Source organism: Citrobacter sp. FDAARGOS_156 (genome assembly GCF_001559235.2).
GTDB classification, from domain to species: Bacteria; Pseudomonadota; Gammaproteobacteria; order Enterobacterales; family Enterobacteriaceae; genus Citrobacter; species Citrobacter youngae.
Genome location: NZ_CP014030.2, coordinates 69,532 through 84,793 on the forward strand (window position 1 = coordinate 69,532; position 15,262 = coordinate 84,793).

General features: G+C 54.3%; 15 protein-coding genes. 11 read left to right on the forward strand and 4 right to left on the reverse strand.

The features are described from left to right. Window positions 1–10 precede the first annotated feature (10 nt). Together tag and AL515_RS00315 are read left to right on the forward strand one after the other, a co-directional pair. Window positions 11–580: a DNA-3-methyladenine glycosylase I gene (gene tag, locus AL515_RS00310; protein ID WP_061066787.1), complete on the forward strand. Its 570-nt coding sequence runs from the start codon at window positions 11–13 to the stop codon at window positions 578–580. After that, window positions 570–1,010 (forward strand): N-acetyltransferase, encoded by a 441-nt coding sequence (locus AL515_RS00315; RefSeq protein WP_048213656.1) that lies wholly within the window; start codon window positions 570–572, stop codon window positions 1,008–1,010. The genes tag and AL515_RS00315 overlap by 11 nt, the downstream gene beginning before the upstream one ends. Here AL515_RS00315 and AL515_RS00320 read toward each other — a convergent pair. Then, window positions 979–3,312, reverse strand: a complete 2,334-nt coding sequence (locus AL515_RS00320) for a molybdopterin guanine dinucleotide-containing S/N-oxide reductase (protein WP_105242123.1) — start codon at window positions 3,310–3,312, stop codon at window positions 979–981. The genes AL515_RS00315 and AL515_RS00320 overlap by 32 nt on opposite strands. 159 nt (window positions 3,313–3,471) lie before the next feature. Between AL515_RS00320 and AL515_RS00325 the strand changes: the two genes are divergently transcribed. From AL515_RS00325 to ghrB, 6 genes are all read left to right on the forward strand, one after another. Then, window positions 3,472–4,134: an OmpA family lipoprotein gene (locus tag AL515_RS00325; RefSeq protein WP_046670997.1), complete on the forward strand. Its 663-nt coding sequence runs from the start codon at window positions 3,472–3,474 to the stop codon at window positions 4,132–4,134. 141 nt (window positions 4,135–4,275) lie between these two features. Next, entirely contained in the window at window positions 4,276–5,292 is a 1,017-nt protein-coding gene (locus AL515_RS00330; RefSeq protein ID WP_005133828.1) for a LacI family DNA-binding transcriptional regulator, read from the forward strand. Between the two features lie 100 nt (window positions 5,293–5,392). After that, window positions 5,393–6,142: a sugar phosphate isomerase/epimerase family protein gene (locus AL515_RS00335; protein ID WP_061066788.1), complete on the forward strand. Its 750-nt coding sequence runs from the start codon at window positions 5,393–5,395 to the stop codon at window positions 6,140–6,142. A gap of 3 nt (window positions 6,143–6,145) precedes the next feature. After that, window positions 6,146–7,084, forward strand: a complete 939-nt coding sequence (locus tag AL515_RS00340) for a sugar kinase (protein ID WP_061066789.1) — start codon at window positions 6,146–6,148, stop codon at window positions 7,082–7,084. 70 nt (window positions 7,085–7,154) lie between these two features. Further along, window positions 7,155–8,435, forward strand: coding sequence for an MFS transporter (locus AL515_RS00345; RefSeq protein WP_040231622.1), 1,281 nt, complete (start codon window positions 7,155–7,157; stop codon window positions 8,433–8,435). A 22-nt stretch (window positions 8,436–8,457) separates the two neighbouring features. Beyond that, window positions 8,458–9,432 (forward strand): glyoxylate/hydroxypyruvate reductase GhrB, encoded by a 975-nt coding sequence (ghrB, locus tag AL515_RS00350; RefSeq protein WP_048213662.1) that lies wholly within the window; start codon window positions 8,458–8,460, stop codon window positions 9,430–9,432. Between the two features lie 61 nt (window positions 9,433–9,493). On the opposite strand, the gene AL515_RS00355 is transcribed toward ghrB, so the two are convergent. Next, window positions 9,494–10,204, reverse strand: a complete 711-nt coding sequence (locus AL515_RS00355; RefSeq protein ID WP_048213663.1) for a DUF3053 domain-containing protein — start codon at window positions 10,202–10,204, stop codon at window positions 9,494–9,496. 380 nt (window positions 10,205–10,584) lie between these two features. Here AL515_RS00355 and AL515_RS00360 point away from each other — a divergent pair, with 380 nt between their 5' ends. The 3 genes from AL515_RS00360 (at window position 10,585) to cueP (ending at window position 12,093) form a co-directional block, all read left to right on the forward strand. Further along, window positions 10,585–10,875, forward strand: coding sequence for an HTH-type transcriptional regulator (locus AL515_RS00360; protein WP_048213664.1), 291 nt, complete (start codon window positions 10,585–10,587; stop codon window positions 10,873–10,875). Between the two features lie 278 nt (window positions 10,876–11,153). After that, the gene (gene cspE / locus AL515_RS00365; protein WP_000014594.1) at window positions 11,154–11,366 is read left to right on the forward strand and encodes a transcription antiterminator/RNA stability regulator CspE; all 213 of its coding nucleotides are present in this window, start codon (window positions 11,154–11,156) and stop codon (window positions 11,364–11,366) included. 187 nt (window positions 11,367–11,553) lie between these two features. Next, window positions 11,554–12,093, forward strand: coding sequence for a copper-binding periplasmic metallochaperone CueP (gene cueP / locus AL515_RS00370; RefSeq protein ID WP_061066790.1), 540 nt, complete (start codon window positions 11,554–11,556; stop codon window positions 12,091–12,093). A 113-nt stretch (window positions 12,094–12,206) separates the two neighbouring features. Here cueP and glyS read toward each other — a convergent pair whose 3' ends face one another. Continuing rightward, entirely contained in the window at window positions 12,207–14,276 is a 2,070-nt protein-coding gene (gene glyS, locus AL515_RS00375; protein ID WP_061066791.1) for a glycine--tRNA ligase subunit beta, read from the reverse strand. Between the two features lie 9 nt (window positions 14,277–14,285). Continuing rightward, window positions 14,286–15,197 (reverse strand): glycine--tRNA ligase subunit alpha, encoded by a 912-nt coding sequence (gene glyQ, locus AL515_RS00380; RefSeq protein ID WP_001168551.1) that lies wholly within the window; start codon window positions 15,195–15,197, stop codon window positions 14,286–14,288. Window positions 15,198–15,262 lie beyond the last annotated feature (65 nt).

Here is a 15,262-nt window from a genome sequence, read left to right on the forward strand (position 1 = left end):
GAGGAAGAGTATGCAACGTTGCGGCTGGGTCAGTCAGGATCCACTATACATTGCCTATCATGACAAGGAATGGGGCGTCCCGGAAACCGATGGTAAAAAGCTGTTCGAAATGATCTGCCTTGAAGGCCAGCAGGCTGGGCTGTCGTGGATAACGGTGCTGAAAAAACGGGAAAACTATCGCCAGGCATTTCACCACTTCGATCCTGCCACCGTTGCGGCGATGACCGAAGAGGATGTAGAAAGGCTGGTACTGGATGCCGGTATTATCCGCCATCGGGGAAAGATTCAGGCCATTATCGGCAACGCCCGCGCCTGGCTGGCAATGGAGCAAAACGGTGAGCCGTTTAGCGAGTTCGTCTGGTCATTCGTCGATAACCAACCGCAGTTAACCCGTGCCGCCAGTCTGAGCGATATCCCTACTTCAACGCCCGCCTCTGACGCACTTTCTAAAGCGTTAAAAAAACGTGGATTTAAGTTTGTTGGCACCACTATCTGTTACTCCTTTATGCAGGCATGCGGTCTGGTCAACGACCATGTCACCGGCTGCATCTGTTACCCAGGAGAACAACATGATTCGTGAATCCAACGCTGACGATCTGGCACCAATTCTGGCACTGTGGATGGAAAGCACCATTTTTGCCCATCCTTTTATCGAAGAACGCTACTGGCGCGAGAGTGAGCCTATCGTACGTGATGTCTACCTGCCCGCTGCGCAAACCTGGGTGTGGGAAGAAAACGGTGTGCTCAAAGGTTTTGCCAGCGTGATGGAAGAGCGCTTTTTAGGCGCGCTGTTTGTCGCGCCTGCCGCCATCAGAAGCGGTATCGGTAAAGCACTGGTGCAACATGTGCAGCAGCGCTTTTCGTTGCTCAGCCTGGAGGTCTACCAGAAGAACCAATCAGCGGTAAACTTCTACCACGCACTGGGCTTTCGCATTGAAGACAGCGCATGGCAGGAAGAGACTCACCATCCAACCTGGATTATGGGCTGGCAGGCGGATCAAACGCGGTAAGTGTCAGCGTGGGCCCACTGTACTTCTCCAGCCACGCCAGCGCAGTATTGCCCGCACAGCCGTTCCCCAGCTTCGAGCTGGGGAGATCTTTGGTCAGCACGTTGACAGCACCATTTTTACAAATCCCGTCGGCGGCCGGGTCCAAATCAGGCCAAGCCCCCTCATGAATACAAATCACGCCAGGTTTGATCCCTGTCGTCACGACAGCACCCGCCAGGATATGCCCGCGGTGGTTCCACACTCTGACCGTATCGCCATCGGCAATCCCCCGCGCTTGCGCATCCTGCGGATGAATTGTTACCGGCTCCCGATCCGCCACCGCATACTGTTCGCGTAACGCACTGTAGTTGAGCTGGCTGTGCAAACGGTGAGCCGGATGGGCGGAGAGCACCTGCAGTTGGTCGGGTTCGGCATTGCCGAACCACTCATCCGGCTCCAGCCACATCGGGTGTCCTGCACAATCCGCATAGCCGTAACCTGCAATTTTTGCAGAATAGATTTCAATTTTTCCACTGTCCGTTTTCAGCGGATGCGCCTGTGGATCACGGCGAAAATCAGCAAAACGGATGAACTGCGCATTGGCGGCGTTTTCCGGCATTTCGATCAGTGCATTCTTTTGCCAGAACTCAGCGAATGGCGGCAGTGTAACCTGCTGGCTGGCACCACGCTGCGCGGCAATGTCGTAAAAAGTTTCCAGCCACGCCAGTTCGCTTTTACCTTCGGTGAATCGCTCGTAACCGCCCAGTTCCCAGCGCTCGCTAAGCTCGGCAAAAACATCAAAATCGTTGCGTGCTTCAGCCTGTGGCGGCACGACCTGCTTCATCGGCACCAGGTGCTGATTGCTGTAATCGCCGGTCATGGTCAAATCGTTACGTTCAAAAGAGGTTGTCGCAGGTAACACGATATCGGCATGCTTCGCCGCAGCGGTCCAGAAACACTCAGAGATAACCACCAACTCTGGCTTCTGCCAGGCGCGAATCAAACGATTGGTATCCTGGTGATGGGTGAAGTTGGCGCCGCCCGCCCACCACAGCATGCGGATGTCCGGGAAATGCCGATCCATACCGTTATGCTGATAGAAACCGCCGGGGTTTTCCAGCGCCTCAACGATACGCGCCACCGGGATTTTATCCACCGCGTCGGTACCGCCTTTGAGGCTCCCTTGCATCGAAGCCAGTACCGCTGCACGACGTGTCGGGTTCCCGCCGTTGGCAAAATGGTACGACAGCCCAAAGCCACCGCCGGGCGTGCCAATTTGACCGAGCATGGCGGCCAGCGTGACGATCATCCAGTGTTTTTGCTCGCCATACTGCTGACGCTGCATCCCCCAGCCGGCCATCAGCATGGTGGTATTTTGGTGAAATATTGCCGCAAGTTCGCGTATTTTCGCTGCCGGAATACCACAAATTTCAGCAGCCCATTCTGCCGTTTTCGCTATCCCATCGGATTCACCCAGTAGGTAGTCGGCGAACGAATCATATCCGGTTGTACAACGGGCGAGAAAATCCTCGTCGTGCCAGTCGTTTTCCACCAGCGTATGCGCGATACCCAGCATCAACGCTACATCGGTTCCCATATGCGGGGCGATCCATTCCATTTTGTCGCCAAAGAACGCCACACTTTCCGATCGCATTGGATCGATGCAGATCAATCGCTTACCGCTATCGCGCAGCGCTTCAAAGTAAGCAATACCCTGTTCGTCAGAAGCATTCCAGGCAATTTTCAGTGTATTCAGTGGATTAGCGCTCCACAGCACCACCACATCGCTATGCTCCAGCACCATCGGCCAACTGGTCTGCTGCTGGTAAACTTCGTTGCCCCCCACCACATACGGCATAATGGCCTGTGCAGCCCCCGTAGAATAATCCCCCAGGTGTCCGGTATACCCCCCCGCCAGCGCCATATAACGCTGTAGCAGGGTTGCCGCTTTGTGTAACACGCCATTAGATCGCCAGCCGTAGGAACCGGCAAAAATCGAGGCCGGGCCGTAGCTGTCACGGATGCGTTTATGCTGCGTATGGATAAGATTCAGCGCGTCGTCCCAACTAACGCGAACAAATTCATCCTGCCCACGCACGCCTTGCGGATTCTCCGGCGAGGCAAGGAATCCTTTACGCACCATGGGAAAACGTACCCGCGTTTTACTGTGAACCTGGTCGCGCACCACGGTTTGCAAGGAGTTGGGATGGGAAGTGGGCAGCGCGCCACGCGAGGAGAAAACCGTCTCACCATCGGTGTCGACGAGAATTGGTCCCCAGTGGGCAGCGGTTAACACCGGGTAATGTGCGGGTGAATTAGCCAAGATGGCGCTCCTGAATGCGATGTGACGGCTTATTTATTATGCCGTTCAATGTTACTTACAAATTTCAGAGTCTTCCCTGGAATTTTCTTCATGTTCACACGTCATAATCAACCGCCACGGTCGCTGTGGCAAAGAAGAAAAAGTCATTAAGGAATTAAGATGAAGAAACGTGTTTTTGTTATTGCTGCCATCGTGAGCGGCGCCCTGGCGGTTTCTGGCTGCACAACAAACCCTTACACCGGCGAACGCGAAGCAGGTAAATCCGGCATTGGCGCGGGTATTGGCTCTCTGGTCGGCGCGGGCATTGGCGCACTCTCTTCTTCGAAGAAAGATCGCGGTAAAGGCGCACTGATTGGCGCAGCGGCGGGTGCGGCCGTTGGCGGCGGTGTCGGTTATTACATGGACGTGCAGGAAGCCAAACTGCGCGACAAAATGCAGGGAACGGGCGTCAGCGTGACGCGTAGTGGCGATAACATCATTCTGAACATGCCAAACAATGTCACCTTCGACAGCAGCAGCGCCAACCTGAAACCGGCAGGCGCAAACACGCTGACCGGCGTGGCAATGGTACTGAAAGAGTACAATAAAACCGCCGTCAACGTGCTGGGCTTCACCGACAGCACCGGCAGCCAGGATCTGAATATGCGTCTGTCTCAACAACGCGCGGACTCCGTGGCCAGCGCCTTGATCACGCAAGGGGTTGCCGCTAATCGTATCCGCACTCAGGGCATGGGTCCGTCTAATCCGATCGCCAGCAATAGCACGGCGGAAGGTAAAGCGCAGAACCGTCGCGTAGAGATTACGTTGAGTCCTGTGCAGTAATCGTTGAGCCGGGTGGCAGCTTCGCCTTACCCGGCCTACGTTCGACATGTAGGCCCGGTAAGCGCAGCGCCACCGGGCAAATTACTTGCTTCGTCAGATTTTCCCGCTAAGGTATTCACACGAAATTCAGGGAAATCAGCGATGAGCAAATCAACACGGGCAACCATCAGCGATGTGGCGAAAGCCGCAAAAACCGGCAAGACCAGCATTTCACGCTACCTCAACGGTGAAAAGCACCTGCTTTCCGACGCGCTACTGGCCCGCATTGAACAAGCCATTGCCGATCTCGACTACCGTCCAAGCCTGATGGCCAGAGGCCTGAAACACGGTCGTACCCGCCTGATTGGCCTGATCATCGCCGATATTACCAATCCCTACTCCGTCAACGTGTTAAGCGGCATTGAAGCCGCCTGTCGCGATAAAGGCTTTACTCCACTGGTGTGCAACACCAACAACGAAGTGGATCAGGAACTGCATTATCTCGACCTGCTGCGCAGCTACCAGGTCGAAGGGATTGTGGTCAACGCCGTCGGGATGCGCGAAGAGGGGCTGAACCGCCTGCAACAGTCTGCGCTGCCGATGGTGCTGATTGACCGTAAAATTCCCGATTTCGCCTGTGATATGGTCGGGCTGGATAACACCCAGGCGGCAACGGTTGCCACGGAACATCTGGTCGAACAAGGTTTTGAAGCCATCCTGTTCCTCAGCGAACCACTCGGCATGGTGAATACCCGCCGCGAGCGCCTGAGCGCTTTTCGCGCCACCCTCGCACAGTACCCCGGCGTTATCGCGCAAAATGCCGAAGTCCCGCTCACGGACAATACGCAACTCGATGACACCCTGCGCCAGTTCCACCAGCAGCACCGGGGAATGCGCAAAGCCGTTATCTCAGCTAATGGCGCTCTCACACTGCAGGTTGCCCGCGCCCTGAAACGCATTGGCCTTAACTGGGGCAGCGATATCGGCCTGCTCGGTTTTGACGAACTGGAATGGGCCGAACTGGCGGGCGTTGGTATTACCACGTTGAAACAACCTACCTGGCAGATTGGCTATACCGCCGTTGAGCAGGTTGTACGCAGGATCGATGGCGGCTCTGCTGCCATTCAGGAACAGGTCTTCTCCGGCGAATTGATCGTTCGCGGCTCTACCGCCCGCTAAATTTCCTTCGTGATGGTGATCATAAATTCAACATCACAGCCTTTTCTTTGGAACCGGTTCCATCTAGCGTTATAGCAAGAACGCTAGTTTTGGAGTTTCCATGAAAAGAAAAATTATGGTGGTCACTGCCGCTTACGGCTACGACCAGGTACGCGCCGCAGGTGGGCAAACAGCCCTGCTGCCCATCATTGCCGAAGCCGGTGCTGACGGGGTTGAAATCCGTCGCGAGATGCTGACCGACGCCGAGCTAAAAACACTGCCAACCATGGCCTCTGCTATTGAAATTTTCGGTCTGCTGGCGTGCTACTCCGCTCCCGAACCGCTGTTCACCGAAGACGGGAATCTTAATCCACGCCTTCCGGAACTACTCCAGGAAGCGCAAGCCCTACAAGCACTGTGGTTAAAAGTTTCCCTCGGCCATTTTGCCCATGACGGACAGTTCGACGTATTGCGCGAATGGCTGGACAATAGCGGGATGGAGCTGGTTGTCGAAAACGATCAAACTTCCTGTGGACGCCTGCAACCAATGAAGCGCTTTAATGATGCCTGCCAGGCATTCAATCTGCCCATTTCTCTGACCTTCGATATGGGTAACTGGCTGTGGGTAGGCGACGTTCCGGAAGAGGCTGCACAGCAGTTGGGCTCAAGCGTTGGATACATCCATGTGAAAGCCGCCACATCACATCGCGACAGTTACCGTGCCGTGCCGCCTGATCACGCGGAACCACGCTGGCTGGCGCTGTTGGACACGTTGCCCGCAGATGTTCCACGCGGCATTGAGTTTCCCCTGGAAGGGCAGGATTTGGCGGCGGTTACCCGTCACTACGTCGCTCTGTTACGCAAGGAGTAACACATGAAAAATTCACTGGATGTGGTCACTATTGGTGAAGCGATGGCGATGTTTGTCGCCACGCAAACCGGCGAACTGGCGGATGTGGAGCAGTTTATCAAGCGCGTTGCTGGCGCTGAACTCAATGTAGCGACCGGTCTTGCCCGGCTGGGCCTGAAGGTCGGTTGGGTAAGCCGTGTAGGCAACGACAGTTTTGGCCGTTTTATCGTTAAGTCGCTGGAAAAAGAAGGGATTGATGCGCAGGGAGTCACCCAGGACGGGCGTTACGCTACCGGCTTTCAACTTAAATCTAAAGTCGAAAATGGAACCGATCCCATTGTGGAATACTTCCGCAAAGGTTCCGCTGCCAGCCACCTCAGCATTGAGGATTATCACGAAGCCTACTTCGCCAGCGCGCGCCACCTGCACCTGAGCGGCGTAGCGGCAGCGCTTTCTGCCAGTTCATATGAACTACTGGCGCATACCGCCCGTACCATGAAGGCCCAAGGGAAGACCATCTCGTTCGACCCGAATTTGCGCCCGGTGCTGTGGAAAAGCGAAGCCGAGATGGTGGAAAAACTCAACCGACTGGCATTCCAGGCCGACTGGGTTTTGCCTGGATTAAAAGAGGGCATGATTTTAACCGGTCAGCAGACACCAGAAGCCATTGCCGACTTTTATCTGCGCCATGGCGTGAAGGCCGTGATTATCAAAACCGGGGCTGATGGGGCCTGGTACAAAGCAGCGAGCGGCGAGCAAGGCTGCGTCGCACCGGTGAAAGTCGACAATGTGGTCGATACCGTCGGTGCGGGTGATGGCTTTGCCGTCGGCGTTATCAGCGCCCTGCTGGAAGGGCGCTCGCTGCATCAGGCGGTGACCCGGGGCAATAAAATTGGCGCTCTGGCCATTCAGGTCCAGGGCGACAGCGAAGGATTACCCACACGTGAACAATTAGGGGAATAAATTCCCGGCCAACTCTGTCTCTGTACCCTACATTCAGAGGCGGCGTATCAGCATAACCAGAGGGCAGTCTATGAATAGCTCAACCAATGCAGCAAAACGCTGGTGGTACATCATGCCAATCGTGTTTATCACGTACAGCCTGGCGTACCTTGATCGCGCGAACTTCAGCTTCGCTTCCGCAGCCGGCATCAACGAGGATCTCGGTATTACCAAAGGGATCTCTTCCCTGCTGGGGGCTCTGTTTTTTCTTGGCTATTTCTTCTTCCAGATCCCAGGCGCAATTTACGCCGAACGCCGCAGCGTACGTAAACTGATTTTTATCTGCCTGATTCTGTGGGGCGCCTGCGCGTCACTGACCGGGATGGTCAGCAACATTCCAATGCTTGCCGCCATCCGATTTATTCTTGGCGTCGTTGAAGCCGCGGTCATGCCCGCAATGCTGATTTATATCAGTAACTGGTTTACGAAGTCCGAGCGTTCGCGTGCTAATACCTTCCTGATCCTCGGTAACCCCGTCACCGTCCTATGGATGTCCGTCGTGTCCGGATACCTGATTCAGGCGCTGGGCTGGCGTGAAATGTTCATCATTGAAGGTTTTCCGGCCATCATCTGGGCGTTCTGCTGGTGGGTACTGGTAAAAGATAAACCGTCGCAGGTAGGCTGGTTGTCAGAATCCGAAAAAGCCGCGCTGCAGGCCCAGTTAGAAAAAGAACAGCAGGGTATCAAAGCCGTGCGTAACTACGGCGAAGCGTTCCGTTCACGTAACGTTATTCTGCTGTGCATGCAGTACTTTGCCTGGAGTATTGGCGTCTACGGTTTTGTTCTGTGGTTGCCGTCAATTATCCGCAGCGGCGGTGCCAACCTGGGTATGGTAGAGGTCGGCTGGCTTTCGTCCGTTCCGTATCTGGCCGCAACGGCGGCGATGATCCTGGTTTCATGGGCTTCCGATAAACTGCAAAACCGTAAGCTGTTTGTCTGGCCACTGCTGCTGATTGCCGCTTTCGCCTTTATTGGCTCCTGGGCCGTTGGCGCAGACCATTTCTGGATTTCTTACACACTGCTGGTTATCGCCGGTGCGGCCATGTACGCCCCTTATGGCCCCTTCTTCGCCATCATTCCTGAAATGTTGCCGCGCAACGTCGCCGGGGGAGCAATGGCATTAATCAACAGCATGGGCGCATTAGGCTCATTCTTTGGTTCCTGGTTTGTCGGCTACCTCAATGGCACCACCGGCAGCCCGTCCGCCTCATACATTTTTATGGGGGTAGCGCTTTTTGTCTCAGTATGGCTAACTCTGATCGTTAAGCCTGCTAATAATCAACAGCTACCTATTGGCGCACGCCACGCTTAAATTTTAACTTACGGAGATTCGCATGAAGCCGTCCATTATTCTCTATAAAGCGTTACCTGACGATTTACTGCATCGCCTGGAAGAGCATTTTACTGTCACTCAGGTGCCTAACCTGCGTTCAGAAACCGTAGCACAGCACGCCGAAGCCTTTGCCAGCGCGGAAGGCCTGCTGGGCTCCAGTGAAGCCGTCAATACCGCCCTGCTGGAGAAAATGCCGAAACTGCGCGCGACCTCCACCATTTCCGTAGGCTATGACAACTTCGATGTCGATGCCCTTAACGCACGTAAGGTGCTGCTGATGCACACGCCAACGGTGCTGACAGAAACCGTAGCAGACACGGTAATGGCGCTGGTGTTAAGCACCGCTCGCCGCGTGGTGGAAGTCGCCGAGCGCGTGAAGGCAGGCGAATGGACAAAAAGCATCGGAGCCGACTGGTTTGGTACCGATGTTCACCACAAGACGCTGGGCATTGTCGGCATGGGACGCATTGGGCTGGCGCTGGCGCAACGCGCGCATTTCGGCTTTAGCATGCCGATTCTCTACAACGCGCGTCGTCACCATCAGGAAGCGGAAGAACGTTTCAACGCGCGCTACTGCGACCTGGATACGCTGCTGCAGGAAGCGGATTTTGTTTGCCTGATTCTGCCGTTAACGGACGAAACCCACCATCTGTTCAGTACCGAACAGTTTGCCAAAATGAAGTCTTCTGCCATTTTCATTAACGCTGGGCGTGGCCCGGTGGTGGATGAAAACGCACTGATCGCCGCACTGCAAAGCGGGGAGATTCATGCCGCGGGCCTGGATGTGTTTGAACAAGAGCCGTTGCCGTCAGACTCACCGCTGCTGTCGTTGCCGAATGTGGTGGCGGTACCGCATATTGGTTCAGCCACGCATGAAACGCGCTATAACATGGCGGCTTGTGCTGTGGATAACTTAATTGACGCACTGCAGGGGAAAGTTGAGAAGAACTGCGTGAATCCGCAAGTGGCCAAATAACACAAAAGGCCGGGTAGCATTGATGCTCACCCGGCCTTTAATGTGTCTTACCGTACGACGATTACTGCGCGGCATTCACCGCAGCAGTCCATGCCTGATTAAATGCCTGATGCTGCGCCGCCAGCGGGCCAATCAGCGTATTGTACTGACTGGCCTGTTGTGAGGTTGGGAACTGGATGCCGTTGGCGACAAAGCTCACCTGCGTATCCTGCTGCGCGATAAAATCACCTACCTGCACCAACTGCTGCGTGAAAACTTGCGCGGCTGGGATCAGCGGCTGTAACGCCTCTGCCGGTGCGGTCACGACTTTGCTGTAAACCTGATCAAAGACAGGTTTCAGGTCATCACCCTGCTTCAGCGCGCCATGGGCAGCATCTGCCTGTAGCTTCGCATTCTGCAACTGTTGTCCTAACACACCCAGCGCGCCATTTGCCTGACGCAGCGGTTCACGTTGAGTCATATAATCCTGAGGAACACGGATTGCATTTACGCTATCAACAACCGGGCGCAGACCGGAGTCCATTGCCTGATTAACCTGCTGTGAATAGCCATAAAGAATCGCGTAATCGGACACAAACGGGCCAAACTGTTTTTTCTGATCGGCAGTCAGCGTCGGTAAACGCTCTCCGCTACGCATTGCAGTATTCTGCAGAAAATCGATAAACGCTTTGCGTTGATCGCCTTCTTTATCAAAACACCCACTCAGGCCAACTACCATTAAGAGCGCCAAAACAGGCGCAAACCAGCGAGAGCAGGACTTACCTGTCGCCATTTTAATACTCCTTTCACCCAAAAATGCGCACAACGACACCCGCGTGCCTGACGTTGACAAGGATAGTCCAGGTCAGCCCCGCAAGATACCCTTTCCGCGTAATCTTGTGGGGGAAAATAACGGTTTCCGCCGCCCTGTGTTTTGCTCAACAATGCTCCCTTCACATAGCGGCACTCTATTTTAGTCATCTTTACAATTGGAATGGTTCGATCGGAGATCCCGACCTTTATCAGTTCGTTAGCCAACTAAAGGTTGTCACCCGCGATTCGCTGAAACGAATCCACAACGCATACCTTAAATTCGCCTTCATTTTTTCCGACTACGCTTAATGAGCTTCGATGAAATTCACGATCCCGCTGTGTGATTTATAGGAGTTCTCAATGGAATACAAAGATCCTATGTTTGAACTGCTAAGCAGTCTGGAGCAGATTGTTTTTAAAGATGTATCGCAGACGGTTACCCAGACGCAAAAAACCAACCCTTTCGCTGAATTTGAACAACTACGACGAGGGACAGGTTTAAAAACAGATGATTTCGCCCGGGTGATGGGCGTAACGGTCGCGATGGTTCATGAATGGGAGTCTAAACGAGTGAAGCCATCCAGTACCGAATTGAAGTTGATGCGCCTGATTCAGGCAGACCCACGATTAAGTAAGCAGTTGATGGATTAAGTTATTTTCAAGTTTGACATAAGAGCGGTCCTGCAGAAGGGCCGTTCCTCCACTGGCAATATCCGCAAAAAAGAAAATAGTAGTTGCATCCACCTGCGTAAAATGAGTTAATGCCCTCAACGGTTTGACGTACAGACCATTACAGCAGTTAGTAAGGCAAGTCCCTTCAAGAGTTATCGTTGATACCCTCGTAGTGAGCATTTCCTTTACTGTTAAAAAATCTGTAAAGCACGCCATATCGCCGAAAGGCACACTTATTTTTTAAAAGGTAATACACTATGTCCGGTAAAATGACTGGTATCGTAAAATGGTTCAACGCTGACAAAGGCTTCGGCTTCATCACTCCTGACGATGGCTCTAAAGACGTGTTCGTACACTTCTCTGCTATCCAGAACGATGGCTACAAATCTCTGGACGAAGGTCAGAAAGTTTCCTTCACCATCGAAAGCGGCGCTAAAGGCCCGGCAGCTGGCAACGTAACCAGCCTGTAAGCTTAAAAAGCTCAAAATTCTGAATCCCTGCCCAACGGCGGGGATTTTTTTTATCTGTGCTTCGTAAGACTCCCCACCCAAACGCGTCTTTGCATTACTTTACCCGCCGCCCCTTTGACCTTTCCCTAAGGGCAAGCTTTATAGTGAGCCAGTCTGTATTCCACAACGTTCACAAGGAATTGAAGCTATGTCGAAATCCTCATTGCTGCTGGTTCTAGGTTTACTCGCCACCGGTAGCGCGTTCGCCGCCCCCCCTGAAGCCACTTTTTTGGCGGAACATGGGCTCAGCGGAAAATCCGTCGAGCAAATCGTCGAGGCCATTGACCAGTCTCCCCAGAGCCGCCCACTGCCCTACTCGGCATCCGTCACCAGTACCGAACTGAAGCTCTCTTCGGGCGATCAGATCTATACCCTGCCGCTCGGTGACAAGTTCTATCTGTCATTTGCCCCTTATGAATGGCAAACACATCCTTGCTTCAACCACAGCCTTTCCGGTTGCCAGGGCGAAATGCCGGAGAAGACATTCAATGTCAAAGTGACGGATAACAAGGGTGATGTAGTGCTACAAAAAGAGATGAAGAGCGGTCGAAATGGCTTCGTCGGGGTTTGGCTACCGCGCAATATGGCAGGCTCCATCGCAGTAAGCTACAACGGCAAAACAGCGGAGTATCCCATTAAAACCATGGAAGACAGCCAGACCTGTCTGACTAAATTACAGCTGCGCTAACAACATAAAAAAATGCCGGATGGCGCAATGCTTATCCGGCCTACTGGTGTTTATCTCGTAGGCCGGATAAGGCGAAGCCGCCATCCGGCATTTTCTAAGTCAGCTCATGACCGTTACTGCAGCAGCGAAATATCCGCCACGCGCAGGAACAGTTCACGCAGTTTTTCGAGCATAGACAGACGGTTAATACGCAGATCTTTATCTTCCACGTTGACCATCACTTTCTCGAAGAACGCATCGACCGGTTCACGTAGCGCAGATAGCTCAACCAGCGCTTCCTGGTAATGACCGGCAGCGAAGACAGGCTCCAGCTTATCGCGCAGCACCACAACCTGCATCGCCAGCGCAATTTCTTCCGGCTCTTTCAGCGTTGCCGCATTCACACGGTCATTCAGCGTTTCTTCAGACTTCGCCAGAATATTTGATACGCGCTTGTTCGCGGCAGCCAGTGCAGAAGCAGCTTCCAGCGTACGGAAGTGTGAAACCGCCTTCATACGTGCGTCGAAATCAGCCGGACGAGTCGGACGACGCGCCAGCACGGCCTGAATGGTATCGACGGTGTAACCTTCGTCCTGATACCAGGCGCGGAAGCGACCAAGCATAAAGTCGATAACGTCATCAACCACTTTCGCGTTGGTCAGCTTATCGCCATACAGACGAACAGCCTCTTCCGTCAGCGTTTGCAGATCCAGATTCAGGTTCTTCTCAACGATGATACGCAGCACGCCCAGCGCAGCACGACGCAGCGCAAACGGGTCTTTGTCGCCTTTCGGATGCTGACCAATACCGAAGATACCCGCCAGGGTGTCCATCTTGTCAGCAATCGCCACGGCACAAGCCACCGGGTTAGACGGCAGGTCATCACCGGCAAAGCGCGGCTGATACTGCTCGTTCAGCGCCACAGCAACATCTTCCGCTTCGCCATCGTGACGCGCGTAGTGCATACCCATCACGCCCTGGGTGTCGGTGAACTCGAAGACCATGTTGGTCATCAGGTCGCACTTGGACAGCAGGCCAGCACGCGTTGCGTGGTTAACGTCAGCGCCAATTTGACCAGCAATCCAGCCCGCCAGCGCCTGGATACGGTCAGTCTTATCGCGCAGCGTACCCAGCTGCTGTTGGAACAGCACGGTTTGCAGACGCGGCAGATGATCTTCCAGTCGTTTTTTACGGTCGGTATTGAAGAAGAATTCGGCATCCGCCAGACGCGGACGAACCACCTTCTCGTTACCGGAGATAATCTGGGTCGGATCTTTCGATTCGATGTTGGCCACGAAGATAAAGTTCGGCAGCAATTTGCCGTCGTTCGCGTAAACCGGGAAGTACTTCTGGTCACCTTTCATGGTGTGTACCAGCGCTTCAGACGGAACCGCGAGGAATTTCTCTTCGAACTTCGCGGTCAGCACGACCGGCCATTCTACCAGCGAGGTGACCTCTTCCAGCAGGCTTTCGCTCAGGTCAGCGTTGCCGCCAATCTTACGCGCCGCTTCTTCAGCATCGGCTTTGATTTTCGCTTTACGCTCGGCGTAATCGGCAATCACCTTGCCGCGCTCACGCAGGATTTCCGGGTACTGATCGGCAGTATCAATAGTAAATTCAGGCTCGCCCATAAAACGATGACCGCGGATCACGCGATCGGAGTGAATTCCCAGAATCGTTGCCGGAATGACTTTGTCGCCCAGCAGCAGGGTCACGGTGTGAACCGGACGCACGAAGTGAACGTCAGACGCGCCCCAGCGCATCAGTTTCGGGATCGGCAGCTTCGCCAGCGAAGTGGCGATCATGTTCGGCAGCAGCGTTTCAGCGCTTTCGCCTTTCACATGCGCGCGATACAGCAGCCACTCGCCTTTGTCGGTGGTCAGACGCTCAGCCTGATCAACCGTGATACCGCAACCGCGCGCCCAACCTTCTGCCGCTTTACTCGGTTTACCTTCAGCATCAAACGCCTGGGCAATGGCCGGCCCGCGTTTCTCAACTTCACGATCGGGTTGAGATTCTGCCAGGGCAGCGACTTTCAGCGCCAGACGACGTGGAGCGGCAAACCACTCAACATTGCCGTGCGCGAGGCCAGCGTTGTCCAGTTCCGCGGTAACGTTCGCAGCAAAGGACTCAGCCAGGCTGCGCAGTGCTTTTGGTGGCAGCTCTTCAGTGCCGATTTCCACCAGAAAAGTTTTCTCAGACATGGCCGCCTCTTATTTGTCTTTGTTGCACATCGGGAAGCCAAGGGCTTCACGGGAAGCGTAGTAAGCTTCTGCCACTGCTTTGGTCAGGGTGCGAATGCGCAGGATGTAGCGCTGACGCTCGGTGACGGAGATGGCTTTACGCGCATCCAGCAGGTTGAAGCTATGGGCGGCTTTCAGAATACGTTCATACGCAGGCAGCGGCAGCGGGTTTTCCAGCGCCAGCAGCTGCTGCGCTTCTTTCTCGTACTGCTCGAAGCAGGTGAACAGGAAGTCCACATCGGCGTATTCGAAGTTGTAGGTGGATTGCTCCACTTCGTTCTGATGGAACACGTCGCCGTAGGTTGTTTTGCCCAGCGGACCGTCGCTCCAGACCAGGTCGTAAACGCTGTCTACGCCCTGAATGTACATGGCCAGACGTTCCAGACCGTAGGTGATTTCCCCGGTAACTGGCTTACATTCCAGACCACCAACCTGCTGGAAGTAGGTGAACTGCGTGACTTCCATGCCGTTCAGCCACACTTCCCAACCCAGACCCCAGGCGCCCAGTGTTGGGTTTTCCCAGTTATCTTCCACGAAACGGATATCGTGAATGGTCGGGTCCATACCCAGCTCTTTCAGAGAACCCAGGTACAATTCCTGAATATTGTCCGGTGACGGCTTAATCACCACCTGGAACTGATAGTAGTGCTGTAAGCGGTTCGGGTTTTCGCCATAGCGCCCGTCGGTCGGACGACGAGAAGGCTGCACATAAGCAGTCGCCATCGGTTCCGGCCCCAGTGCACGCAGGCAGGTCATTGGGTGAGATGTCCCCGCGCCGACTTCCATGTCCAATGGTTGAACGATGGTGCAGCCCTGGCGAGCCCAGTAATCCTGTAAGGTCAGGATCAAGCCCTGGAAGGTCCTGGTATCAAACTTTTGCATATTATTTCGTGCTGGATACGTGTGGATTTAAAGGAAGCGATCAGTATACCCGCTGGCTGCAAGAT

Bases quoted from the DNA above. Each gene is read 5' to 3' on its own strand.
- AL515_RS00330 (WP_005133828.1), top strand. From the start codon at position 4,276: ATGAGCAAATCAACACGGGCAACCATCAGCGATGTGGCGAAAGCCGCA.
- AL515_RS00355 (WP_048213663.1), bottom strand. From the start codon at position 10,204: ATGGCGACAGGTAAGTCCTGCTCTCGCTGGTTTGCGCCTGTTTTGGCG.
- glyQ (WP_001168551.1), bottom strand. From the start codon at position 15,197: ATGCAAAAGTTTGATACCAGGACCTTCCAGGGCTTGATCCTGACCTTA.
- AL515_RS00360 (WP_048213664.1), top strand. From the start codon at position 10,585: ATGGAATACAAAGATCCTATGTTTGAACTGCTAAGCAGTCTGGAGCAG.
- cspE (WP_000014594.1), top strand. From the start codon at position 11,154: ATGTCCGGTAAAATGACTGGTATCGTAAAATGGTTCAACGCTGACAAA.
- ghrB (WP_048213662.1), top strand. From the start codon at position 8,458: ATGAAGCCGTCCATTATTCTCTATAAAGCGTTACCTGACGATTTACTG.
- tag (WP_061066787.1), top strand. From the start codon at position 11: ATGCAACGTTGCGGCTGGGTCAGTCAGGATCCACTATACATTGCCTAT.
- AL515_RS00315 (WP_048213656.1), top strand. From the start codon at position 570: ATGATTCGTGAATCCAACGCTGACGATCTGGCACCAATTCTGGCACTG.
- AL515_RS00345 (WP_040231622.1), top strand. From the start codon at position 7,155: ATGAATAGCTCAACCAATGCAGCAAAACGCTGGTGGTACATCATGCCA.
- AL515_RS00335 (WP_061066788.1), top strand. From the start codon at position 5,393: ATGAAAAGAAAAATTATGGTGGTCACTGCCGCTTACGGCTACGACCAG.
- glyS (WP_061066791.1), bottom strand. From the start codon at position 14,276: ATGTCTGAGAAAACTTTTCTGGTGGAAATCGGCACTGAAGAGCTGCCA.
- AL515_RS00340 (WP_061066789.1), top strand. From the start codon at position 6,146: ATGAAAAATTCACTGGATGTGGTCACTATTGGTGAAGCGATGGCGATG.
- AL515_RS00325 (WP_046670997.1), top strand. From the start codon at position 3,472: ATGAAGAAACGTGTTTTTGTTATTGCTGCCATCGTGAGCGGCGCCCTG.
- cueP (WP_061066790.1), top strand. From the start codon at position 11,554: ATGTCGAAATCCTCATTGCTGCTGGTTCTAGGTTTACTCGCCACCGGT.